Source organism: Echinicola marina, from assembly GCF_020463795.1.
Classification (GTDB): Bacteria; Bacteroidota; Bacteroidia; order Cytophagales; family Cyclobacteriaceae; genus Echinicola; species Echinicola marina.
This window is the reverse complement of sequence record NZ_CP080025.1, coordinates 160147-184741: the sequence shown is the minus strand read 5'-3', so window position 1 is coordinate 184741 and position 24595 is coordinate 160147. Positions and strand designations below refer to the sequence as shown.

Sequence of the window (24595 nt, the reverse complement as noted above, 5' to 3'; positions counted from 1 at the left end):
ATGTATTTTAAATTATTTTTTTTGTAGTTTGAATTAGGTAAATTCAAATGTAATCAACTCAACTTCAGATGGAAAATTTTTATACTTCTAAATTCCTGGACAAGGTTTGGGGTTTAGTTTTAATTGTAATACTCGTGTCCTTTATGGCTTGTAATGAGGTAGGTTCTGATGACACGGTCCCTTCTATCGGAAAGGATAAGTGCTATACACCTGAAAGTTCCTGGGCCATAGGTTTAAGATTTACAACTGATGGAAAACGTGCCAAATATATTGAAATACCGGCATATGATGTGAATAATGCTAATGGTGCTGAAATAAAGTGGGTGTATTTGGAATCATCGGTAAGAGGTAAATTTATTGGTGCTGTAAAAGTAAATGAGTTATTGGAAGGAGAAGTGCCTCAAGGTGCTTCACCAGGAGATTTTGTTAAACTTCGTATTAGGATAGATGTAGATGAATGGACCTTTGTGCCTGAGATTACCAATGTGAAAATCGGGGGCTTTAATTTAACTCCACCTGATAATATTTCACCTGATGAATTGGATATACATACAGGGACAGCTACACAAAAGACTGGTGCAGGAGAAGGGAATTGGGAGTACTATGAAGTAGTCCTTTCCAGATATCTTTATTACTCAGTATATGTAGAGTCTCAGTATGAGGTAGCATGTGTTGAGTAGAATAAAATATTTTTTCTGCGTCTTAGTGAGATGCCTAGTTTAATATTGACTGGGTTGAGTTTTATGCAAGAAAAAGGCTATTCTAAATATAGAATAGCCTTTCCTGTTTTTCTACTATGATCTTTTATCCTTTGATTACCGAGAAATCAAAGGTTTCTAGGAACTTCGTAGTAAAGTTACCAGCTTTGAATTCTTCGTCTTCCAGAAGCGCTAGGTGGAATGGAATGGTAGTCTTGATTCCATCGATTACAAACTCTTCCAAAGCCCTTTTCATCCGTACAATTACCTCTTCTCTGGACTGACCACTTACGATAAGTTTGGCGATCATGGAATCGTAATTTGGCGGAATCATATATCCAGCATAGACATGACTATCTACCCTTACGCCACGGCCACCAGGAAGGTGAAGGTTGTTGATTTTTCCTGGGCTAGGACGGAATCCATTTGCAGGATCTTCGGCATTGATTCTGCATTCCATAGCATATAACTTTGGATAGTAGTTTTTGCCAGAGATAGGTATTCCTGCAGCAACCTTGATTTGTTCTTTGATTAGGTCAAAATCAGTAACCTCTTCCGTAATTGGATGTTCTACCTGAATCCTGGTATTCATCTCCATAAAGTAGAAGTTTCTATGTTTGTCTACCAAAAATTCAATGGTACCGGCACCTTCATAACCAATCGCTTCGGCACCCTTGATGGCTGCAGTGCCCATTGCTTCACGAAGTTCATCCGTAATAAATGGAGAAGGGGTTTCTTCAACCAATTTTTGGTGTCTTCTTTGGATGGAGCAGTCTCTTTCTGATAGATGGCATGCTTTGCCCTTGCTGTCACCGACTACTTGGATTTCAATATGTCGAGGTTCTTCTACAAATTTCTCTAAGTAAAGTCCGTCATTTCCAAAGGCAGCTCCTGACTCTTGGCGGGCGTCATCCCAAGCCTTTTTGAATCCGCTTTCTTCATGTACAATTCTCATACCTCGTCCACCACCTCCGGCAGTTGCCTTTAAGATAACTGGGTAGCCCATTTCTCCAGCAATCTTGATACCTTGTTCCATGGTTTCCAATAGTCCCTCTGAACCAGGTATAGTAGGTACGCCGGCGGCTTTCATTGTGGCCTTTGCGGTGGCTTTGTCTCCCATTTTATCAATCATGTCAGAGCTGGCACCAATAAACTTGATGTTGTACTCTTCGCATATTTTGGAGAACTCTGCGTTTTCAGAGAGGAAGCCATATCCAGGGTGAATGGCGTCTGCATTGGTGATTTCTGCTGCAGCAATTATTCTGGGGATATTTAGGTAGGATTCCCTACTTGGAGCCGCTCCTATGCATACGGCTTCGTCAGCAAACCTTACATGTAGACTGTCTTTGTCTGCAGTGGAGTAAACCGCTACCGTTTTGATCCCCATTTCCTTACAGGTACGGATGACCCTGAGTGCAATTTCTCCTCTGTTGGCTATTAATATTTTATTAAACACGATATATATCTAGTTTGTATAAAAAAGAATTATCCGGCTGGATCAACTAAGAAAAGAGGTTGATCGTATTCTACAGGAGAAGCATTATCAACCAAGATTTTTACGATTTTTCCAGAAACTTCTGATTCGATTTCGTTGAAAAGTTTCATGGCTTCAATGATACAAACAGCTTGCCCTTGTTTTATACTGTCTCCCACAGATACAAAAGGATCAGAATCTGGGTTAGGAGTAGTGTAGAATGTACCGATCATTGGGGATTTGATTTCTACATAGTTAGCATTGTCAGCTGCAGGAGCAGGTGCTGGAGCCGGAGTGCTTTCCGCTACTGGAGCAGGTGCTGGCGCAGCGACTGCTGCTGGTGCGGCTTGTTCTGCTACTTTTACAACTTGAGCTTCAGAAGCATTCTTTTTGATGGATAGCTTAAACTCATCTGTTTCGATTTTTACCTCGGCTAAACCCGAGTTGGAGATAAAATCTATTAGTTCTTGGATTTCTTTCGCTTTCATAATTTTTAGTTTTCTAAAACTCTAATATACATAGAGTTATTAATGGCCAATTAAAAACGGTAAGATACTTGGTCTATAGAGCAAGTGTCTTTGCAATTATTTTACTCTTTCAGAATAAGAACCATCTCTGGTATCCACTTTAATAAGAGTGTCTTGATCTACAAACAAAGGAACCATTACGGTAGCACCAGTTTCCAAGGTGGCTGGTTTTAGTGCGTTTGTAGCGGTATCACCTTTGATCCCAGGTTCAGTATAAGTGATCATTAGCTCCACAAATGGTGGTAACTCCACCCCTAAAGGGGTTTCTGTTTCATCATGGATCAAAATATCAACCAACTGTCCTTCTTTCATCAAGTCAGCTCTTTCTATTAGTTTTTCTTCTATAGGGATTTGCTCAAAAGTAGTGGTGTCCATGAAGTGATGCCCCATGTCATCTGCATACAAAAACTGGTGTTGCCTTCTTTCTACCCTTGCTGTAGTGATTTTTTCACCGGCATTGAAGGTTTTGTCGAGAACCTTTCCGGTTGTTAGGCTTTTCAATTTGGTCCTGACAAAAGCAGCACCTTTACCAGGTTTTACATGCTGGAATTCTACAATGGAATAGATGTCATTGTTGAACTCCATGCACAGACCATTTTTGAAATCTGCAGTACTAGCCATTTTGATTATTTGATTTGTTAAATATAATTATTTTGGATCGTAGCCCCATTTTAGGTAAACAGACCCCCAAGTAAATCCACCGCCAAAGGCAGCTAGGATCAGGTTGTCCCCTTTTTTCAGTTTGGATTCATAATCCCATAAACATAGGGGGATGGTTCCTGCTGTAGTGTTTCCGTAATTTTCTATATTGATCATTACCTTTTCAGGTCCCACGTTCATTCTATTGGCTGTGGCATCAATGATCCTTTTGTTGGCTTGATGCGGTACCAGCCAAGCGATGTCATCTCCCTTAAGGTTGTTTTTCTCCATTATTTCAGCACTTACTTCGGCCATGTTAGTGACTGCAAATTTAAATACTGTGGAGCCTTCTTGGTAGGCGTAGTGTTGTTTGGCTTTTACCGATTCTATACTGGCTGGAATAAGGCTTCCTCCTGCTTTAATGTGCAGGTATGGTGCTCCAGAACCATCAGAATGATGGATAGAGTCCATTACCCCAAGCTCTTCAGTAGTTGGTTCCAAAAGAACCGCTCCGCCACCATCGCCAAAGATAATACAGGTTGTTCTATCTTCGTAATTTACAATAGAAGACATTTTATCTGCCCCTACGACGATCACTTTCTTGTGCATACCAGTTTCAATGAACTGGCTGCCTATGGTTAGGGCATATAAAAAGCCGGAACAGGCTGCAGAAATATCAAAACTGTAACTGTTTTTTGCGCCCACTTTATCTGCAATGAGATTGGCACAAGAAGGGAAGGGCATGTCAGGTGTTACAGTGGCACAAATAATCAGGTCAATGTCCTCGGGATTGGTGTTGGTTTTCTCCAATAATCCCTTTACTGCGTTGGCGCCAATTACCGAAGTGCCTTGATTCTCTCCCTTAAGAATTCTTCTTTCTTTAATACCTGTCCTACTGGTGATCCACTCATCACTGGTTTCCACCATTGTTTCCAGCTCTTTATTGGTGAGGATATAGTCAGGGACCCATCCATTCACTCCGGTTATAACAGCTCTAGTTTTTTCCATTTAATTTATGTTTTGGCAAATGCCTCTCCACATGGCGTGGATGATATTGGTATTTACCCTTTGGATACTTCTTATGTGACATGATTATGTTTTGCTACTGCCACAAATTAAATTAGGCTTCCAAAATTATTTAAAATGTGCCTTACCACCAAGTAATTTTGCAAGTAGAATCCTAAAAGCCACGTTTTTAAAGTATGTCTCCAAGATTACTGCGGTTTACGCATAAAAAAATCCATTTAAGACTTTGCCTAAATGGATTTTGTTTTTTTGTAATTAGCGTATTCGCAACTTACTAAAATGTTTTAAGCTTATGCAAGCACCTCTTTTTCAATGATCACCTGTCCTTTGTAGTACAGTTTACCGTCTAGCCAGTAAGCTCTGTGAGGAAGGTGGTACTCGCCAGTTGTTGGGCATTGTGCCAAACCAGGAGCGGTCAACTTATAGTGCGTTCTTCTCTTGTCTCTTCTGGTTTTCGAAATTTTTCGTTTAGGATGTGCCATCTCTATACAATTTTTAGATTAATCTTTTTTCTTAATACTTTTTAATGCTTCCCATCTGGGATCTACAAGGTCATCTGTGTTTTCAGGTTGGGCTGTTTCGTCAGCATCTCCCTCTTCTTCATCCGACCAATATACAAACTCGCCTTCACCATCCATTTCATCTTCCTCGTCCCTGAAGTCAGGATGAAGTTTCTTGGCTGGTAAGGCAAGAATAATAAACTCATAAATCAATTGGGCAACATTGATACTTGGAGTGTCCCTAGTGATCATGAATATTTCTTCATTGATCTCCTGCTCCTCAGGGCCATATTTGTAGATGATTTTTTGTTCTGTTTCCAGTATTTGGTCAAATTTTTCCAAACTCCTGTCACAGGTGAGTTCTACCGTGCCCTCTATTTTATATATTGCCTCAAGTACGTTTGCTTGCTTATTAAGCAAAACCGTGACTGTGATGTCACCTTTTTCTGCCATCTCATTATCCTTGAAATGGGAGAAGAAATCATCATCAATGTTGAAGGTAAATTCATGCTTTCCTTCATTTAGTTTGATGATCTCAATATCAAAAGCTCTCCAGAATTTCACTATTCCTCCTGCTAATTTAAGACCGCAAATTTAGTGAACTATTTTATAAATATAAAATATACCACTGATTTATTTATTTTACTCTTCTTCCCAATCGGTTTTTTGGGAGATTATATCTATAGCTGTAAAGATCGCAGCACGCATAGAACCTTCGTCAGCAACGTTTTTTCCTGCAATATTGTAAGCAGTTCCGTGATCAGGTGATGTTCTGATAACAGGCAAACCAGCGGTAAAGTTTACCCCGGATTCAAATGCCAATGTTTTGAATGGAATAAGACCTTGGTCATGGTACATGGCTAGTATGCCGTCAAACTTCATCTGATGCATCATCCCAAAGAAACCATCAGCTGCATATGGTCCGAAGATCATGTGTCCTTGGTCTTTGAATTCACGGATAGCTGGTTTGATGATTTCTTCTTCTTCTTTACCTAAAAGCCCGTCTTCACCGGCATGGGGATTGAGTCCCAATACCGCGATTTTAGGTTTTTGGATGCCAAAGTCATCTTTTAATGACTTTAACATTATTTTTAATTTTTGTTTGATTTTCTTGCCAGTCACATTATTGGCTACTTCTGCCAAAGGGACATGTCCGGAAACCAAACCCACTCGGATGTCCTCAGCGACCATAAACATCATGCTCTCCTTTGTCTCAAAAGCGTGGGTCAAGTACTCCGTATGGCCAATGAATTTGAGCTCTTCTGAGTTGATGTTGTTCTTGTTTAGAGGGGCAGTGACGATGCCGTTGATCTTTTCTGATTTGATATCTTCGATGGCTTTGTCCAGGGCTGCAAGTGCCATCTTTCCTGATTCTTGGGTTTCGACACAGGGCATGACCTCAGGACAATTTTCTGCTACGTTAATGACATTGATCTTTTTAGGATGGATTTCATCTATATTTCTAACTTGCATAAAATTGAAATCCTCCATCTTAAGCAACTTCCTGTAAAAGGTAATTGCTTTTCCGTGGGCATAAATAACAGGGGTGATTTGCTTTAATATCCTGTTATCCATCAAAGCCTTCATGGTGACTTCCGCACCTATGCCATTGATATCCCCGATAGTAATGCCAATAACGGGTTTATTTTGTTTCTGATTCATTCGTGATCAATTAGAAATGTTTTTCAAAAACTGGGTGATTAACCTTACGCCAAATCCAGTTCCGCCGGTTGTTCTATAATCTTCACCGGATTTTATGAATGCGGGTCCTGCAATATCTATATGTACCCAATTATAATCAATAAAATGTTCCAGGAACTTGCCTGCAGTAATTGCTCCTGCCGTAGGCCCTCCCAGGTTTGTGATGTCTGCAACGGATGATTTTAATTGCTTCCCATATTCCTCCCAAAGTGGGAATTCGACCAATCGCTCGAAGACTTCCTGACTGGCGATTTTGAGGAAACTTTTTTCTTCGTCATAAGCCTTGCCCATCATTACAGCACCTTCTTTTCCCAATGCACCTGCTGCAGATCCCGTTAAGGTCGCTAGGTCAATGACCAATTTGGGATCATACTTTTGGGCATAAATCAAGGCATCTGCTAAGATCAACCTTCCTTCAGCATCAGTATTAAGTATTTCAACTGTTTTGCCGTTTGCAAAGGTAATGATATCTCCTGGAGTTACGGCATTAAAACCCGGTCTATTATCAGTTGCGGGGATCAATCCTATCACTTCCATTGGTAGCTTTAATTGAGCCACGGCACAAATTGCCCCAATTACTGCGGCAGCTCCTGCCATATCCGCTTTCATGAAGTCCATAGCGTTAGGAGTTGGTTTGAGACTTAATCCACCAGTATCGTAAACTACTCCTTTGCCAACTAAGACAATGGGTTTTTTGAATTTTCTGCCGGTTTTGGGTTTATAATGTAAAATGGAAAATGTCGGAGGTATTTCACTTCCTGCATTTACCGCCATTAAACCTGCCATCTTCAGAGAATTGATTTGGGACCTGTCCAGAACTTCGGTTTCAAAGCCGTATTTTTCCCCCAGTCGTTTGATTTCCTCGCCAAGCTTGAGTGCGTTAAGATAGATAACAGGTTCATTGACTAGGTTTCTGGCCTCAAAAGTGGCTATGGTCAAATGCAGTAATTCCTCAAGATTACAGTCTTCAGAAATTGGAGAGTGGATTCCAAGCGTGTTGTTTGATTTTTTCTTATCACTTTTATATTTGTCGAATTGATAGGAAGCCAAAACAAGTCCCTCGACGAAAGCGAGGAATAATTTCTCGGATTTACCGAAATAGTAGAGGTTTGTTTGGCCGATATCCTTGAGGAAAGCCCAGCCCTTGGCTCCTGATTTTCTAGCCAATTCTAGCTTGTAAGCTCCCTCTTCATGTCTTTTAGGTCTAATAAATAGTAGCTTGCATTTATCATCCGCAAAAAGTAATTCTCTTTTCTTATTTTCAAAAAGTTCCTGTTTAATAAAGATTTTCTTATCATCGCCCAAGGGGAAGTTTTGAATTTCATCTTCATGGGAGATGAAAACAACACCGGTTGTAGAAAGAAGATTTTTTGGAGAGTCTAATAATCTTATGGCAGTTAGCATATATTGTCTTAATTTTGGAAGGCAATTTAGTATAAATTTATCAGAGAACTAAAGATGGAGAAAGTCAGAGCAAAAAAGCACTTGGGGCAGCACTTCCTAACCGACCTTGGTATTGCGGAAAAAATTGCCAAGTCTGTTTCTGGACACCAAGATGTCAGACAAGTGTTGGAGATAGGGCCTGGGATGGGGGTGTTGACGGACTTTCTTTTGGAAGAGCATTGGGATTTGTTCTTAGTTGATATAGATAAGGAATCTATTGCGTATTTGCATAAAAAATACCCGCAGTTAAGAGAACAGATTATTGATGCAGATTTCTTGCAATTTGATTTTTCGAAGGTCATAGATGGTGAATATATCATTGCAGGGAATTTTCCATATAATATATCTTCTCAGATATTCTTTAAGGTGATGGATGAGCGGAATAAGGTGACCGAAGTAGTTTGTATGCTTCAAAAAGAAGTGGCCAGAAGAATCGCCTCACCACATGGGAACAAAGACTATGGAATACTGAGTGTGCTATTGCAGGCATATTATGATATTGAATATTTATTTACGGTGCCTCCAGGGGTTTTTGACCCGCCACCTAAGGTAGATAGCGGAGTGATCAGGTTGAAAAGGAATGGTGTCAAAGTACTGGATTGTAATGAGAAATTGTTTTTTAGAGTGGTGAAACAAGGGTTCAGCACTAGGAGGAAAACCTTGAGAAATGCACTTAAGTCTTTGGGTTTGTCGGAAGATATGAAGTTAGATCCAATTTTGGACAAAAGAGCTGAACAGCTAGATGTGGCATCTTTTATTTCTTTAACCAATAAACTGGAAGCGTCTTGGAAAAAATAAAAGAGTTTGAGTTATCCAAAGAATACCTTGAGAGCTTAAAAGAGAGCATTGAGGCAGGGGACGCTGTGTCCATCCGTGAGTCTATAGATGGTGCCAATGAGGCCGATGTGGCATCATTGCTGGATGAATTGGACATGGAAGAGGCTCTTTTTGTGTTGAGAACACTGGACAAGGAATTTTCTGCAGATGTACTGATAGAACTGGATGAAGAGCCTCAGTTCAAGGTGGTGCAAGAGATGGATTCTGTCGAGCTGGCTGGTCTGTTGGATAATATGGAATCTGATGATGCGGTGGATATCCTGAACCAGCTAGTGGTCAAGGATAGGGAAGAGGTCATCAGTAATATCCAAGAAAAAGAAAAGTCGGGGTATATCCAGGAACTTCTTCGATATGAAGAAGGAAGTGCTGGCGCCCTAATGGCAAAGGAATTTATTAAGGCCAACCTTAATTGGACTGTGGTTCAGACAATTGAAGAGATCCGTCGACAGGCTGAAAATGTGGAGAAAATTTATTCCATCTATGTGGTGGATAATAAAGAGAGTCTGATTGGCAGGGTGGCTTTGAAAAAGATCATTTTGTCTGCTTCCAATACCAAAATCAAGGATATTTACGAAGACGATATTATTTCAGTTCCTACTTATATGGATGAGGAGGAAGTGGCTGAAATTATGCGTAGGTATGACTTGGAAGCTCTGCCCGTGGTGAATGCGAAAAACAAATTGGTCGGAAGGATTACTGTCGATGACGTTTTGGATGTGATCCGTGAACAGGCAGAAGAAGATATGCAGGCCATGACGGGTATTTCGGATGATGTGGAGGAATCCGATTCTGTTTTCAGACTTTCTAAGGCGAGGCTCCCTTGGTTAATGATTGGTTGCTTAGGAGGTTTGATGGGAGCTAAGATAATTGGAGTGTTTGAAGAAGGATTGGAAAAATATTTGCAGCTGGCCTCGTTCATCCCTTTGATTACAGCCACGGGAGGAAATGTGGGGATTCAGTCCTCATCTTTGGTAGTGCAGTCTTTAGCTGCTAAATCTGTTTTTGCCGAAAGTATAGGGAAACGGTTTGCAAAGGTGCTTTTGGTAGCCATTCTTAATGGAATAGTGTTGGGACTGATCGTTTTTGGAACGGTGATATTTGTGTATAAGGAAAAAGTTGAGTTTGGAGTCGTGGTAGGCTTGGCTTTATTTAGTGTTGTTCTTTTGGCATCCTTTATGGGAACAGTTACCCCTATTGTTTTGGATAAATTTGGAATCAATCCGGCGATGGCTTCAGGACCATTTATTACCACAGCCAATGACCTTTTGGGCTTGGCGGTCTATTTTCTAGTAGCGATGATGCTATTAAATTTATAATTTGTTTGCCATTGGCGGAATAGTCACCCTAATAGAAACTAATTAATATATGAGAATTCTAATTATTGATGATATGCATGAAAGCATTGTGCCTCTTTTGGAAGAGGTTGGCTTTCAGGTGGATTATAGGCCAGATATTAAAAGGCCGGAAATTGAAGAGATTGTGAGCGAATACGAAGGTCTGATTATTCGGTCCAAAACCCCTATGGATAAGCCTCTATTGGAAAAAGCTGCCCAATTGAAGTTCATAGGAAGGGCAGGTGCTGGGTTGGATAAAATTGACCTGGATTATATAGAAGAACATGGGATTAAGCTTTTTCATGCACCGGAAGGAAACCGTGATGCTGTGGGAGAACATGCCATAGGGATGCTTTTGGCACTTTTCAATCACTTTACCAAAGCTGATAAGGAAGTGAGAAGTGGGGTTTGGGACAGAGAAGGAAATAGGGGTGAGGAGCTGAAAGGTAAGACAATTGGGGTTTTTGGTTATGGAAACATGGGGAGTACTTTTGCCAAAAAACTTAAAGGTTTTGAGGTGAAAGTCTTAGCCTATGATAAATATAAAAAAGACTATGGAGATGAATTTGCCCAAGAAGCAAGTTTTGAGGAGATCCAAGAAAAGGCTGATGTTCTTAGTATTCATGTCCCTTTGACCCCAGAAACCAGAGATTTCTTTAGCATGGAGGTTTTGATGGGCTTCAAGAAGCCGTTTTACCTGATCAATACTGCTAGGGGGGAAGTGATTAGCTTTGAAACCTTGAACAAGGCCTTGTCCAATGGAAAGCTTAAGGGAGCCTTGTTGGATGTGCTGGAGAATGAGAAACTGGCTACTTTGACAGTGGAACAAAAAAGGTCTTTTGAAGCCCTTTGTGAAAGGAATAATGTGATTTTTAGTCCTCATATTGCTGGATGGACTTTCCAATCATATGAGAAAATTAATCAGGTATTGGTGGAGAAAATACAAACTGCCTTTCCTATAAAATAGGGTTTATGGAGATAACAATCTAAACCTTAAGATTGTATTATCGTTAGGTAATGATTATATTTGCCTTACACGCAAATAAAAGCAGGATTTTAATAACGGTCTTCAGTAATGAGACCGTTCTTTTATTTTTCAAGCTTTGTTAAATTAATTTGACTATGGGAAAAGTACAATATTATACTGAAGAGGGTCTAAGGAAGTTAAAAGATGAACTTCAGCAGTTGAAGACGAAGGGAAGGCAGGATATTGCCAAGCAGATAGCAGAAGCAAGGGACAAAGGAGACCTTAGTGAAAATGCAGAATATGATGCCGCTAAGGATGCTCAAGGTCTTTTGGAATTGAAAATTTCCAAATTGGAGGAAGTGGTTGGCAATGCACGTGTGTTGGATAATTCAAAAATGGATACATCTAAGGTGGGAATTTTAAGTACAGTTAAAATTAAAAATGTCAAAAATGGCATGACAGTAGCTTATACCTTGGTATCCGAAGAAGAGGCGGATTTGAAGGCAAACAAGATTTCATTGTCATCACCTTTTGGCAAAGGTCTTTTAGGTAAGAAAGTAGGTGAAATTGCACAAATCAATGCTCCGGCAGGAGTTATAGAGTTCGAAGTATTAGAAATTAATTACTAATTATATCAATCCCGATGGAATTTCAATCGGGATTTTTTATTTTTATCCCAATGTCAAGTATTTTCACAAAAATCATTAATAGAGAAATTCCCGGTCATATCGTGGCCGAGGATGAGAATTATATCGCCTTCCTTGATATCATGCCTTTGGTGAAAGGCCATGTGCTAGTTGTGCCTAAGAAGGAGGTAGATTATATCTTCGATTTAGAAGATGAATTGTTAGCAGGATTGCACCTCTTTTCAAAAAAGGTGGCAAAGGCTGTGGACAAAACGATCAAGTGTACCCGTGTAGGGGTAGCAGTGATTGGATTAGAGGTGCCTCATGTGCATGTTCATCTGGTGCCGTTGAACAGTATGGACGATATTAATTTTACCCGTCCAAAGCTGAAGTTGGAAAACGAAGAAATGGCAGCCATTGCTGAAAAAATCAAGAAGGAAGTAAAGCTCTAACTTTTTAACTGTTAACTGTAGAAAAGCCTTGCTAATATATGTTTAGCAAGGCTTTTTGTTTTTTTATTCATTTGGATAAGGGATATAGACAAAATTGGTGAAATCCTGATCTATGACAAATAAGCAACAAAATTCGTCTGGATCTTTATAGGATTTCTTGAAGTCTTCAATGGCTTTTTCATCCACTAGCTTTCTTTGAACAAATTCATCCAAATAGGTGATATAATAGTTCCAGTCCACTTTTATGTCTTTATTACCTATTAGCAGCTGCCCAATAGCTTGTTCCGTTTTGCAAACGGGAAATATAGGGTGGTCAGAGAATTTCCTGGACCGTATTTGGTAAGAAGCTTCCTTAAGAGTGTCTGCTACTTTGACAAAATCCTTGGTAATGGTTCCTAAGTATTTGCCATTCAATTCTGGGTCATTATCGTCTCTTATCATGATGATTTTAAGGTCAATAATACTACATTTTCTACATGGTAAGTCTGCGGAAACATGTCCACAGGCTGAACCTTGACTACTTGGTATTTTTCTCCCAATAACGCAACATCTCTAGCTTGGGTAGCAGGATTACAGCTCACGTAAACTATTTTGGGAGCCTCTAATTTTAATAACATATTGACTACGTCATCATGCATTCCTGCTCTAGGAGGATCTGTAATGATTACATCTGGTGCGGCATGTGCTGCAATGAATTCATCATTGAGAATGTCTTTCATGTCTCCTGCATAAAAGAGCGTGTTGTCAAGGCTGTTTACTTCAGCGTTAAGCTTAGCATCCTCTATGGCAGCTTCTACATATTCAATACCTATTACCTGTTTGGCTTTTTTCGCAACAAAATTGGCAATGGTTCCTGTGCCTGTGTATAAATCATACACAACCTCGTCACCATTTAGGTTTGCAAGTTCTCTTGCGACTTTATATAATTCGTAAGCTTGTTTGGAATTGGTTTGGTAAAAGGACTTGGGGCCCACTCTAAACTCCAGCTCCTCCATTTTTTCAATGATATAGTCTCGGCCTTTGAAGGTATGGATGTCCTGATCGTGGAAGGTTTCGTTTTTCTTGAGGTTGATGATGTAAAGCAGCGAAGTGATTTCTGGGAATCTCTCTGCCAAGAAATCCATCACTCTTTGAATTTCCTGAGGCTGGTTTTCGCCGAATTGAACAATGACCATCGTCTCTCCAGTGGAGCTTGTACGAATGATCAAGTTCCTTAGTAGTCCCACTTGCTGGATCATATCAAAGAAGCTGATGTCATTTTCTAATGCAAACTTTCTCAGCTCATTTCTCACGTCATTAGAAATCCCTCCCTGAAGGTAACAATGATCGATGTCAACGATTTTATCAAAACGCTTAGGGATATGAAATCCAAGGGCATTTCTTTCAAAATCCTTTCCAGAATCAATTTCTTCACGGGTCAGCCACCTGTTATTGGAAAAGGTGAAGTCAAGTTTGTTTCGGTAATACTGGGTGTCGGCAGAGCCAATGATGGGCATTACCTCAGGGATGGGCACTTTTGCAATCCTGCTAAATTGATCAAGTACTTGTTGTCTTTTGTAAGCGAGTTGAAGTTCATAATTGATATGTTGCCATTTACACCCTCCGCATACCCCAAAATGGGAACAGAAAGGATCCACTCGGTCTTCAGAGTATTTGTGGATCTTGATGGCCTGGCCTTCCATGAAACTACTTTTGCCCTTGGTAATGCGGACATCAACCACATCTCCTGGGGCTACTTGTTGGACGAAAACCACTTTCCCTTCATAATGGGTTACACATTTGCCCTCTGAGGCAATCCGCTCGATAGTAAGGTTTTCCAGAACCTTATTTTTCATCTTTCTCGACATAGGCTGCAAAATTAATCATAATCTTTGAAATGGGATAAGGTTTTGGAGGAAGAGAATTTTTCGGGTCCATGGAGCAGAAGAGATAAATAATTAAGTCCTGTATCTTAGTCTTTTGCGATATGAGTATCAGGAACTTCTTTTTCAAGAAATTTCCAAATAAGTTGAAATGATTATCTTTAGGTTTAAAGTAAAGTATTAGAATGAAATTTAAGGATAAAGTTGTGATTGTGACCGGTGCTACTTCTGGGATAGGAGAGGCATGCGCAGAGGCTTTTGGGAATGAGGGTGCCAAAATAGTGATTACCGGTAGAAACCAGGTTAAGCTTGATAATAGCCTTAAGAAGTTAGCGGATGCAGGTTTGGAGGCCAAGGGGATTTTGGCAGATGCTGGAGTAGAAGCGGATAACAAAAGAATGGCTGAAGAAGTAATTAAGCACTATGGAAAGATTGATGTTTTGGTCAATAATGCCGGTATTTCCATGAGGGCCCTTTTTGAGGAATTGGATACGGAGGTTTTTCATAAAGTTATGGATACTAATTTTTGGGGGACTGTCTATGCTACTAAATATTGTTTGCCTTCTATTCTAGAAAATAAAGGTTCGGTAGTCGGCGTATCATCTATTAATGGCTATCGAGGGACTCCGGCTAGAACAGCTTATACTGCCAGTAAATATGCCATGAATGGTTTTATGGAGTCTTTGCGGACAGAAGTAATGAAAAGGGGAGTACATATACTAGTGGCCTGCCCTGGCTTTACGTCCTCTAATATCAGGAATAATGCACTTACTGGGGATGGGAGTGCTCAAGGTGAATCTCCGAGGGATGAAAATGACATGATGAGTTCGGAGGAGGTTGCCAGACATATTGTTCATGCTACATATAAGCGAAAAAGGGATTTGGTCTTGACCAGAGAAGGTAAGCTGGCCGTGTTTTTGAACAAGTGGATTCCTGGGATAATGGACGGAATTGTTTATAATCATATGGCAAAGGAAAAGGATTCCCCATTCAAATAATTATTATGATACAAGATCTCTTTCAGGTTTATATGAATAGGCTGATGGATCTGTCTGCTAAAAACAGGTCCATTCATCTTCCACGGGTAATCAGTTCCCAAATGATAGACCTGAAAGACCTTGAGTTTTTGGAGCATCAAAATGCTTTCAACTATATTCAAGAATTGTTGGGGAGGAAGAAGAAAATTCCTTTACTCAAAATAGCTGATGCTCGGGATAAAAACACCAATGAGGTTTCAAACCGTATTAAGGGAATCAGTCAATATGCAAGGCTGACAGAAGAGGAGAGTGGAGAGAAGAGTCTCTTTGTGGCCTGGCCCTTCGTGGAAGGTAAGCTGCCCAATGACCAGATTATTAGATGTCCTTTGTTGTTTTTTCCCGTCAGACTGGTTCAAGAGGGGAATTATTGGTATTTGCAAAAAAAATCTGGAGATCAGCCTTTTATCAATAAATCCTTTTTATTGGCATATGCCCATGCCCATCAAATCAGTTTTAAAAAAGAATGGTGGGAAAATGCAATAGAAAATTTTTCCAAAGAACCCAGAGCCTTTTTGACTGAGCTTTACCATTATCTCAAAAAGGAACTCACGCTTAATTTCAATCAGGATTTGTTTGAGGGAAAGCTAGATGATTTTGGAGAAAGGAGTTCCAATGAAAGCGAGAAGCATTCCAAAACTGGTGTGTTGAAATTAAAGCCCAATGCGGTTTTGGGACAGTTTTCCCAGAAGAGTTCATTTTTGATACGTGATTATGAAGAACTGAAGGAAAAATATACTTCAGAGAATCTCGAGGAACTGTTTATGGACTGGTTTGTGCAGGATGAGGAACAGGTTTTGTCCTTAAAGGAGGGGAATTTGTTCAATACATTTCCCATGGATGCAAGCCAAGAAGAAGTACTCAAAACGGTGAGAGAGGGAGGTTCTTGCGTGGTTCAGGGGCCACCAGGCACAGGTAAATCACAATTGATCTGTAACTTGGTTATTGATTTTATTTCCCGGGGCAAAAAGGTCTTGGTGGTGTCTCAGAAAAGGGCTGCACTGGAGGTGGTGAACTCGAGATTAGCTCAGCAGGGTTTTTCAGCATTTTTGGCCTTGGTTCATGATTTTAGAGCTGACAGAAATAGGCTTTTTAAGAAAATAGGAGACCAAATTCAGTCTTTAGAACGCTATCAGGAACTTAACAGAAGTTTGGATGCAATTCAATTGGAGCGCAATTTCAGCCAGACTGTAAGAACCATCGAAACACATGCGGAATTTTTGGAAGATTATCGGCATGCACTTTTTAATACAGAAGAATGTGGAGTGCCCATCAAAGAGCTATATATCAGCTCGAGTTTTGAAGATGAGCATTTTAACCTGACGCAATATTATAAAAATTACCATTGGGATTCATTAGATGAATTCCTTCGGGATTTTAAGGAGTATAATTATTATCAACCGAAGTATGAAAGTCCGGATTCATTTTGGTTGCACAGGGTGGATTTTGCCCAGTTCACGCCTAATGTGATCAATCGCTTCAAAGAGAACCTACAGGAAATAAAAGAACTGAAGCAAACAGCAGAAAAAATTCTAGGTAATCTCTTGTATCAGCCATTTGAATTTCCATTAGTCTACCAGTCGTTTGAGCATAGGAATAGGTTGGAAGAGTTGGAGGCGATCGTTTCAAATAAAGAGATTTTCCAAACCCTTAAAAAGTTGATGATATATCCCAAAGGGGAACTGGATAGGTTATGGCTGGAGAATAAGGTGGATGTAGTGAAAAAGCTACTTTCTGAAGAAGGAATAGAGTGGACAGTCAGTGACAAGTATGTGGAAGCTGTATATGAAAAAGTGTTGCATGTGCTTCAGATGAAGGAGTCATGGTGGAAGTCAATTAGCTTGGTCTTTTACAGAAATGAGTACAAGGGGGTGTGGGATTTATTGAAAAAGAATGGGCTTAACAGAGATAGGGAGGGGTTAAATTTATTGGTGAAAATGTTGGAGAATCGTTTGAACCTGAATCACCAATATACATTATTAGATCGTAAGGAATGGGTGGATATGCCCACCAAACCATTTGATTTTACGACATTCAATCATCAATCACATATTTTGAAGGAGGCATTGAAGGCCAAGTTTATTTTGGAGGAGCTGGGTATGCTTTCTCCTTATTTGGTTTTTGAAAAAACTGATTTTGACCAATATCGACAGATACTTCAGGAATTGATTGGGATCAATGGTCTGATAGAGATGAAGACTACCCAATGGAAGAATTATTTCAGTCCTATTCAGATTAAGCATTTGCTTACAGCCTCTAACGATGAAAAACTGGAGATGGTAAAGCGTACAATCACTCAGGATTTTACGGAAATAGTAGCGCTGGACAGGCTAAAGAGAAAATTACGATCAGTGGATATAGAGGTCATCAATAAGCTTATTGATACCTATCCTGAAAAGTCTTTTGAGGAATTGCAAGAAGTTTTTTTGAAGGGCTTAAGGTTCAGTTGGATAGAGCATATAGAGGCAAAATACCCCGTTTTGCAGGAGATCAGCCTTCAGAAAGTGAAGGATATCCTTGAAGAATTTACTGCTTCTGTAGAAGAGAAGATAAAAATAAGCAGGTTTATTGCAGAACTGAGGTTAAGAGAAAACACCTTCAAAAAACTTGAATACAATAGGCTTAATAATTTGGTTACCTATCGGGACCTTTTGCATCAGGTAAGTAAGCAAAAAAGGCTTTGGACAATAAAGAAGCTAATAGAGGAGTTCGAGTCGGAAATATTTAAACTGGTTCCGTGTTGGTTGGCTTCACCAGAAACTGTTTCGGCACTTTTTCCTTTGGAAAACCGCTTTGATTTGGTGGTTTTTGATGAGTCGTCACAGTGCTTTGCTGAAAGGGGACTACCTGCTATGCTTAGGGGGAAACAAGTCGTCGTTGCGGGGGATAGTCAACAATTACAGCCTTTTGATCTTTACAAGATCCGTTTGGAATCAGATGAGGAAGGCCTGGAATTGGAATCCAATTCGCTTTTGGACCTGGCATCGAATTACTTTAAGAAATATGCATTGGAAGGCCATTATCGAAGTAAGAATTTGTCGCTGATAGCTTTTTCCAACCGATATTTTTATCATGATCAACTTAGCATGTTGCCAGATATGAATTCATTGAATGAAGCGGAAAATTCATATAAATGGGTGAAGGTAAATGGTGTGTGGGATAAGCAATCCAATAAGGTTGAGGCTGAAGCAGTGTTAGAAGAAATAAGGGGAATTATCAAAGATAGGCCAGAAGTTGAAATTGGGGTGATTACTTTTAATTACTTTCAGATGGAATTGATTTCAGCGTATATTTCTTCAGATAACGCTGTGTCCTCGGCAAAGGTGAAGGTGAAGAATATTGAAAATGTACAAGGGGATGAATTTGATGAAGTGATTTTTTCTATTGGTTATGCTAAAAATAAAGTAGGAAAATTTACTGCCAACTTTGGATTGCTATCCAAGGAAGGAGGAATCAATAGGTTAAATGTGGCTGTGACCAGGGCCAGAAATAGGGTGGTAGTAGTGAGCAGTATATCTCCCAGGGATTTTAAGGAGAGGCAAACTCTCAATCCTGGTGTTAAAATGCTTCGTGATTATTTGGCTTATGCTGAGGAAATAGCTTCAGGAGAGAAGGTGAGGCTCCAAGAAAAGGATACGGCTGGTTTTGCAAGTTCATGGTATTTGAAGGGGAAATTAGAGGGGATTTATGGAAATCATGAATTAAAGGACAGGTCTATTTCACGTGTGATGGATTTGGAATTGCTTGAGGGAGATAAGTATTTAGGGGCTATATTGACAGATGATGATAGGCTTTTTTCATCTAAGACTGCCAAAGAGGCCTTTGTATATCATTCCCAATTATTGAGGCAAAAGGGCTGGAATGTGGTTTTTGTTTTTAGCAGGCAATATTGGCTTGATCATGAAGATTTGTTACAGACCAAATTTGAAATGACAAATAAAAAGGAGTGATGTGTTCATCACTCCTTTTCTATTTTTAGTCCAATGGATTCAATCCCTTTGAGTTCTTTACTTCTCATGTATTGGATCAGTTGTACTTTTAATGGCATCTGTTGCCCCTTGTTTTTGAAAGGTATTGTGTCCAATTGGGTATAAGTATTTCCAAAACCATCGCCTAAAGGTTTTCCTGTCTTTGGATCGAAAAGGTAGATGTCCAAAAGTTGATTGTCTATGAGGCTATCAAGGCTGTCCTTCAGAATGTATTTGACATAAATATTATAATAGTCATAACTGTCATTATACTTGATTCTCAAGGTGGACATTGGCGAGGCTGATGCTGTTATGGGAGGCACTTCGAAAGTTAAAGTGTCTGCAACCGCCCAGGAATATTCAGAAAGCCCATGGTATTCCTCATAAATTCTCTTAGAATCGCAGGAGAATGCCCCAGAGGTCAATAGTCCTAAAATAATAAAATGGAGAAACGAAGGTTTCTTATTCATTGTTCTTAGGTCCTTTATTTTGGTTGTTTCTGTTGTTCTTTTTCCTTGGAGCATTTTTCCTTCTGTTACCTTTAGGCTTTTGAGAGGAATTGGAGGCATCCTTGCCTTCACTTTTTGGATCTGTGGCAGACGGCTTTTGAATAGTTTTGTTTTGGGAATTACCTTTTGCTTCGCTTCTTCTTTTGTTTTGTCCAGGGCTTTGTCCAGGACCATTTCGTCTGCTATTACGTCCCTTAGGAGAGCCTTGCTTTTCTTGTGGAGCACCTCCTTTTGAAGCGGTTTTGCTCTCCCCTTGTTGGGTAGACTGGTTTGGGTTTGGCCCTTTAGGTTTAGGTTTACGTCTTTTCTTTTTCTTTGTCTTGCTTTTAAACTTTTGGTCCAGCATTTCCAGATCCATATTGGACTTATTGCGATCGTCTTCCATGTCCATCATATCGTCCATTTCAAGGCTAAAAGGTTTTTTGCCCTGTTCATTCATTTCAATGATTTCCTGAACACGTTCACAATCTATGGAATGCCAGTTGTTTTCATTATTGTAGCTGAACCACATCAGTTTCCTAAAGATATCAGTCTTTTGGAGTTTAGCTGAACCAGCTTCTGTTAATAATGGTTTTTCGATATTGGGAATATCCTCCAAGGCAGACATATAAGTGTCCAATTCGTAATTAAGGCAGCACTTAAGTCTTCCGCATTGTCCCGAAAGTTTGGTAGGGTTAAGAGAAAGGTTTTGGTACCTAGCTGCCGAAGTACTCACGCTTTTGAATTCGTGTATCCAAGTAGAACAACATAATTCTCGTCCACAAACACCAATTCCACCAAGTCTACCGGCTTCTTGTCTGAGGCTTATCTGTCTCATCTCAACCCTGATTTTAAATTCAGAGGCCAAGATTTTGATCAATTCCCTGAAGTCCACTCGATCGTCTGCTGAGTAATAGAAAGTGGCTTTTGAATTGTCTGCCTGAAATTCAACATCAGACAATTTCATCTCCAGTTTTATTTCATCGATGATCTGTTTGGTTCGATAAAGGGTGGGAACTTCACGGTTTTTGGCTTCTTCCCATTTTTCAAGGTCTTTTTGATTTGCAAGTCGATAGATCTTGAGGATATTATCATCATTTTTGATTTTCCTCTTTTGCATTTGTAAGCGAACAAGCTCACCCTGCAATGAAACGTATCCTATATGATGTCCATTGGGGACATCTAACACCACAGGATCACCAGTGGTCAATTTAAGATGATTGACATTGCGGTAGTAATCTTTTCTTCCTCCCTTGAACTTGATTTCTACTATATCGAAGGTATCAATTGTCGGTATGCCCATATGGGATAGCCAATCAAATGAATTCATTTTATTACAATCGCTCGTACCACAAGTGCCATTATTTTGACACCCACCGCTTCCTGAAGTGGTAGAGCAGCTACTACATCCTGCCATAAAGCTAGCTATTATTTAGGGAGACTGAAGGCAGTCTCCTCGTGAATTGGTTATGGTATCATTTACCATAATTTAAAATGTCCTGACCGATATCTTTTCGGAAATAGACATCTTTCCAGGTGATTTCATTAACCCTGGAATAGGCATTGGAAAGTGCTTCTTCTACACTTTGTCCTTTGCCGGTAATCCCCATCACTCTTCCGCCATTCGTAAGCACATCTCCTTGCTCATTGTTTGTGGTGCCGGCGTGGAAAGTAAGGCTACTGTTATTCTCATTTTCAAGGCCACTGATTTTGTCTCCCTTAGGATAACTTCCAGGGTATCCTCCAGCAACCATTACTACAGTAGTAGCAGTGAAATCCTCTAATTCTAATGTATAGTTAGACAGGTTTCCAGTGCCAATGGCCAATAGCAAATCCACAAAATCACTCTTGATTCGTGGAAGTACCGCTTGGGTTTCCGGGTCACCCATACGTACATTGTATTCTATCACATAAGGCTCACCGTTGGTATTCATTAATCCAATGAATATAAAACCTTTATAATCGATGTTTTCTTTCTCAAGGCCGGCAATAGTTGGTTTTACTACCTTATCTTCTACTTTCTGCATAAAGGCATCGTCTGCAAAGGGAACAGGACTTACTGCGCCCATTCCGCCAGTGTTTAATCCTGTGTCTTTTTCACCGATGCGTTTGTAATCTTTTGCTTCTGGAAGGATTTTATAGCCTTTTCCATCAGTGGCCACAAATACAGAAAGCTCTATTCCTTTAAGAAATTCTTCAATAACAACCATGTCGGAAGCCGCTCCAAATTTGCTTTCGAGCAACATTTCCTTAAAGGAATTTTCAGCATCTTCTAGGCTTTCACAGATCAAAACCCCCTTGCCTGCAGCTAGCCCATCAGCTTTTAATACGATGGGTAAGTTTTGCGATTTTAAATATTGCAAACCTTCTTCAACTGTTTCTTTGGTGAAGGTTGCGGAAGCAGCAGTAGGGACATTGTTTCGCTGCATGAATTGCTTGGAGAAATCTTTACTCCCTTCGAGTGTGGCACCCAATTTTTTTGGTCCTACTACAGGGATGTTCTTTGTTTCTTCTTGCTCTGCAAAATAATCTGCCACGCCTTTTACCAAAGGCTCTTCCGGTCCAATAACGATCATTTCGATATTGTTGGATAGGACAAACTCCTTAAGTGCTGGAAAGTCTGTTATGCTCAAAGCAACATTATTGGCAATAGCTGCTGTTCCTGCATTTCCAGGGGCTACGAATAATTGGTCACACTTTGGGCTGTTAACAATCTTATAAGCAAAGGCATGTTCTCTGCCTCCACTTCCTAATAATAATATGTTCATGAAATTTAATCTAGTTTAATTGGCATGGTCTGAAATAAACTTGATTCTATACACTCGAATTTCCTCTTCGCCGAAGTCTTCGTCTTCAAGTTCATGTAATGCCTCTCTGATATTATCTGTTTCTGCGTTCATGAAATAATCGTGAAGGGTGTCCTCACGGTCTTCATCCATGATATTATTGATATAGTAATTGATGTTTAATTTTGTACCACTGTAAATTATTTGTTCTATCTCCTGCAATAACTCCGTCATGCCAATGTTTAGATTGGTGGCAATCTCATCCAGGTCCACTTTCCTGTCCACTTGTTGAATAATGGATATTTTGACTTTGGATCTGGTGCCTGCTGTTTTGACCACTACATCCGAAGCTGTAATGATGTCGTTCTCCTCAACATAATTTTCAATTAGTTTGAGAAATGGAGACCCAAATTTAGCGACTTTTCCCATACCAACCCCATTAATTTGTGCGAGTTCTTCACGGGTGGTAGGGTAGACCGTCGCCATCTCTTCCAATGAAGGGTCTTGGAAGATTACATATGGTGGCAATCCTTTTGATTTGGCAACCCTTTTTCTTTCTACTTTAAGCAGTTCGAAGAGCTTTTCATCGTAAGCTTTTTTGCCATTGCTGAATTCTTCTGATTCCTCATTTTCTATCATTTCCTCAAAATCATGATCTTTGCTCAACATCACTGGATGTGGATCTTTAAGGAAATCTTCGCTGATTGATGAAAGTTTGATGACACCATAATTTTCAATATCCTTATCCAAGAAGTGGAGGATCATGGCCTGTCTGATTACCGATTTCCAATGGCGCTCATCTTTGTCTTTTCCTTGTCCAAATACGGTAAGCCCATCGTGTTTATAGCTCTCCATATATTCGTTTTGCTCACCTTGGATGACTTTGACGATATGGTCGAGATTAAAACGCTGGTTGGTGGTCTTAACCGCTTCAATGGCTATTTGAATGTCCTTTTGGCCGTCGAAAGCATCTTTCTTTTTCTTACAGTTATCACAGTATCCACAGTCTTCATTGAGGCTTTCTCCAAAATAGTGGAGCAAAACCCTTCTACGGCACACAGAGCTTTCTGCATAGGCAGCCATTTCTTGCAGCAAGACTTTGGCATTTTCCCTCTCATTGACGGGCTTGTCCTTGTTGAATTTTTCTAGCTTGATGATATCATCGAATTTGTAGAACATCAAACAATGACCTTCGAGTCCATCTCTTCCTGCTCTTCCGGTTTCTTGATAGTAGCCTTCAAGGGATTTTGGAACATCATAATGGATGACATATCGGACATCCGGTTTGTCAATACCCATTCCAAATGCAATGGTGGCTACGACCACCTCGATTTCTTCATTGAGAAAATCGTCTTGGTTTTTTACTCTGGTAGCAGCCTCCAGTCCTGCATGGTAGGGGACAGCGTTGATTCCGTTGACCTTAAGCAGTTCAGCGATTTCTTGCACTTTTTTTCTGCTGAGGCAATAGATGATGCCAGACTTGCCCTTGTGTGACTTTACGTATTTGATAAGCTGCTTTTTGGTCTCATTCTTGACCTTAGGACGCACTTCATAAAAAAGATTGGTCCTGTTAAAGGAAGATTTGAAAAGATCAGCATCTTCCATATTTAGGTTTCGCTGAATATCTTGTTGGACCTTGGGCGTAGCGGTGGCTGTCAAGGCGATGATCGGTAGATTCTCTCCTATTTGGCCAATGATGGATTTTATTTTTCGATATTCAGGTCTGAAATCATGCCCCCATTCTGAAATACAATGGGCCTCATCAATGGCTACAAAGCTGAGTTTGGCAGACTTTAGGAAAGTTATGTTTTCTTCCTTAGTGAGGGATTCAGGTGCTACATAGAGCAGTTTGGTGTCTCCACTTAGGACTTGGCTTTTGACCCGGTTGGTTTCAGATTTACTGAGGGTAGAATTTAGGAAGTGGGCGTTTATCCCAAAAGCATTCAACTGATCCACTTGATTTTTCATCAATGCGATCAGCGGAGAAATGACTATGGCTGTCCCCTCGCTTGTGACAGCAGGTAGCTGATAGCAAAGCGATTTACCCGCCCCGGTGGGCATGATGACAAAGGTATTATTACCTTGTGAAATATTGTCAACTATTGCTTCTTGGTTCCCTCTGAATTGGTTGAAGCCAAAAATTTTCTTGAGGTTCTCTTTAATTTTTATATCCACTCCATTCTGTCTTTTTAATGATTTGCCGAATGCTTTTCATTAAATATTTAAAGTAAAT

22 protein-coding genes are annotated in these 24595 nt (G+C 40.0%); 8 read left to right on the top strand and 14 right to left on the bottom strand.

The features are described 5' to 3' along the window. The first annotated feature begins 68 nt into the window (after positions 1 to 68). Positions 69 to 680: a hypothetical protein gene (locus KZP23_RS00905; protein ID WP_226334305.1), complete on the top strand. Its 612-nt coding sequence runs from the start codon at positions 69 to 71 to the stop codon at positions 678 to 680. A gap of 124 nt (positions 681 to 804) precedes the next feature. Here the strand turns inward: KZP23_RS00905 and accC are convergent, their stop codons facing one another. The 8 genes from accC to KZP23_RS00865 form a co-directional block, all read right to left on the bottom strand. Beyond that, positions 805 to 2154 carry an acetyl-CoA carboxylase biotin carboxylase subunit gene (gene accC / locus KZP23_RS00900; RefSeq protein ID WP_226334304.1) on the bottom strand — a complete coding sequence of 450 codons (1350 nt, stop codon included), beginning with the start codon at positions 2152 to 2154 and terminating at the stop codon, positions 805 to 807. Between the two features lie 29 nt (positions 2155 to 2183). Beyond that, on the bottom strand, positions 2184 to 2660 hold the full coding sequence (gene accB, locus KZP23_RS00895) for an acetyl-CoA carboxylase biotin carboxyl carrier protein (RefSeq protein WP_226334303.1): 477 nt from the start codon (positions 2658 to 2660) through the stop codon (positions 2184 to 2186). A 96-nt stretch (positions 2661 to 2756) separates the two neighbouring features. Next, positions 2757 to 3320: an elongation factor P gene (gene efp, locus KZP23_RS00890; RefSeq protein ID WP_226334302.1), complete on the bottom strand. Its 564-nt coding sequence runs from the start codon at positions 3318 to 3320 to the stop codon at positions 2757 to 2759. Between the two features lie 27 nt (positions 3321 to 3347). After that, positions 3348 to 4346, bottom strand: coding sequence for a beta-ketoacyl-ACP synthase III (locus KZP23_RS00885; RefSeq protein ID WP_226334301.1), 999 nt, complete (start codon positions 4344 to 4346; stop codon positions 3348 to 3350). 308 nt (positions 4347 to 4654) lie between these two features. After that, positions 4655 to 4846: a 50S ribosomal protein L32 gene (rpmF, locus tag KZP23_RS00880; protein WP_015264052.1), complete on the bottom strand. Its 192-nt coding sequence runs from the start codon at positions 4844 to 4846 to the stop codon at positions 4655 to 4657. Positions 4847 to 4864: 18 nt separating this feature from the next. Then, positions 4865 to 5428 (bottom strand): YceD family protein, encoded by a 564-nt coding sequence (locus tag KZP23_RS00875; RefSeq protein ID WP_226334300.1) that lies wholly within the window; start codon positions 5426 to 5428, stop codon positions 4865 to 4867. Between the two features lie 78 nt (positions 5429 to 5506). Further along, positions 5507 to 6526, bottom strand: a complete 1020-nt coding sequence (pdxA, locus tag KZP23_RS00870) for a 4-hydroxythreonine-4-phosphate dehydrogenase PdxA (protein ID WP_226334299.1) — start codon at positions 6524 to 6526, stop codon at positions 5507 to 5509. Positions 6527 to 6532: 6 nt separating this feature from the next. Further along, positions 6533 to 7969, bottom strand: a complete 1437-nt coding sequence (locus KZP23_RS00865) for a leucyl aminopeptidase family protein (protein ID WP_226334298.1) — start codon at positions 7967 to 7969, stop codon at positions 6533 to 6535. A 54-nt stretch (positions 7970 to 8023) separates the two neighbouring features. On the opposite strand from KZP23_RS00865, the gene rsmA reads away from it, so the two are divergent. From rsmA to KZP23_RS00840, 5 genes are all read left to right on the top strand, one after another. Continuing rightward, complete coding sequence (gene rsmA, locus KZP23_RS00860; RefSeq protein ID WP_226334297.1) at positions 8024 to 8806, top strand: 16S rRNA (adenine(1518)-N(6)/adenine(1519)-N(6))-dimethyltransferase RsmA; 783 nt, start codon at positions 8024 to 8026, stop codon at positions 8804 to 8806. Beyond that, positions 8794 to 10161, top strand: coding sequence for a magnesium transporter (mgtE, locus tag KZP23_RS00855; protein ID WP_226334296.1), 1368 nt, complete (start codon positions 8794 to 8796; stop codon positions 10159 to 10161). Before rsmA ends, mgtE begins: the two co-directional genes overlap by 13 nt. Before the next feature lie 49 nt (positions 10162 to 10210). Further along, positions 10211 to 11146 carry a 2-hydroxyacid dehydrogenase gene (locus KZP23_RS00850; RefSeq protein ID WP_226334295.1) on the top strand — a complete coding sequence of 312 codons (936 nt, stop codon included), beginning with the start codon at positions 10211 to 10213 and terminating at the stop codon, positions 11144 to 11146. 155 nt (positions 11147 to 11301) lie between these two features. After that, entirely contained in the window at positions 11302 to 11775 is a 474-nt protein-coding gene (gene greA, locus KZP23_RS00845; protein ID WP_226334294.1) for a transcription elongation factor GreA, read from the top strand. Between the two features lie 50 nt (positions 11776 to 11825). Then, positions 11826 to 12224, top strand: coding sequence for an HIT family protein (locus tag KZP23_RS00840; RefSeq protein ID WP_226334293.1), 399 nt, complete (start codon positions 11826 to 11828; stop codon positions 12222 to 12224). A 63-nt stretch (positions 12225 to 12287) separates the two neighbouring features. On the opposite strand, the gene KZP23_RS00835 is transcribed toward KZP23_RS00840, so the two are convergent. After that, positions 12288 to 12665 carry a hypothetical protein gene (locus KZP23_RS00835; RefSeq protein ID WP_226334292.1) on the bottom strand — a complete coding sequence of 126 codons (378 nt, stop codon included), beginning with the start codon at positions 12663 to 12665 and terminating at the stop codon, positions 12288 to 12290. Continuing rightward, positions 12662 to 14071: a 23S rRNA (uracil(1939)-C(5))-methyltransferase RlmD gene (gene rlmD / locus KZP23_RS00830; protein ID WP_226334291.1), complete on the bottom strand. Its 1410-nt coding sequence runs from the start codon at positions 14069 to 14071 to the stop codon at positions 12662 to 12664. The genes KZP23_RS00835 and rlmD overlap by 4 nt, the downstream gene beginning before the upstream one ends. A gap of 200 nt (positions 14072 to 14271) precedes the next feature. Here rlmD and KZP23_RS00825 point away from each other — a divergent pair, with 200 nt between their 5' ends. Together KZP23_RS00825 and KZP23_RS00820 are read left to right on the top strand one after the other, a co-directional pair. Next, positions 14272 to 15084 (top strand): SDR family oxidoreductase, encoded by an 813-nt coding sequence (locus tag KZP23_RS00825; RefSeq protein ID WP_226334290.1) that lies wholly within the window; start codon positions 14272 to 14274, stop codon positions 15082 to 15084. A gap of 5 nt (positions 15085 to 15089) precedes the next feature. After that, positions 15090 to 19070 carry an AAA domain-containing protein gene (locus KZP23_RS00820; RefSeq protein ID WP_226334289.1) on the top strand — a complete coding sequence of 1327 codons (3981 nt, stop codon included), beginning with the start codon at positions 15090 to 15092 and terminating at the stop codon, positions 19068 to 19070. An 8-nt stretch (positions 19071 to 19078) separates the two neighbouring features. Here the strand turns inward: KZP23_RS00820 and KZP23_RS00815 are convergent, their stop codons facing one another. The 4 genes from KZP23_RS00815 to recQ all read right to left on the bottom strand — a co-directional run bounded on the left by KZP23_RS00815 (position 19079) and on the right by recQ (position 24537). Beyond that, a complete protein-coding gene (locus KZP23_RS00815; RefSeq protein WP_226334288.1) occupies positions 19079 to 19558 on the bottom strand; it encodes a gliding motility lipoprotein GldH in 480 nt (159 codons plus the stop codon). Further along, positions 19551 to 20906, bottom strand: a complete 1356-nt coding sequence (locus tag KZP23_RS00810) for a PSP1 domain-containing protein (RefSeq protein ID WP_226334287.1) — start codon at positions 20904 to 20906, stop codon at positions 19551 to 19553. The genes KZP23_RS00815 and KZP23_RS00810 overlap by 8 nt, the downstream gene beginning before the upstream one ends. A 145-nt stretch (positions 20907 to 21051) precedes the next feature. Further along, on the bottom strand, positions 21052 to 22344 hold the full coding sequence (gene purD / locus KZP23_RS00805) for a phosphoribosylamine--glycine ligase (RefSeq protein WP_226334286.1): 1293 nt from the start codon (positions 22342 to 22344) through the stop codon (positions 21052 to 21054). A gap of 15 nt (positions 22345 to 22359) precedes the next feature. Continuing rightward, positions 22360 to 24537 carry a DNA helicase RecQ gene (gene recQ / locus KZP23_RS00800; protein WP_226334285.1) on the bottom strand — a complete coding sequence of 726 codons (2178 nt, stop codon included), beginning with the start codon at positions 24535 to 24537 and terminating at the stop codon, positions 22360 to 22362. Between the last annotated feature and the right edge of the window lie 58 nt (positions 24538 to 24595).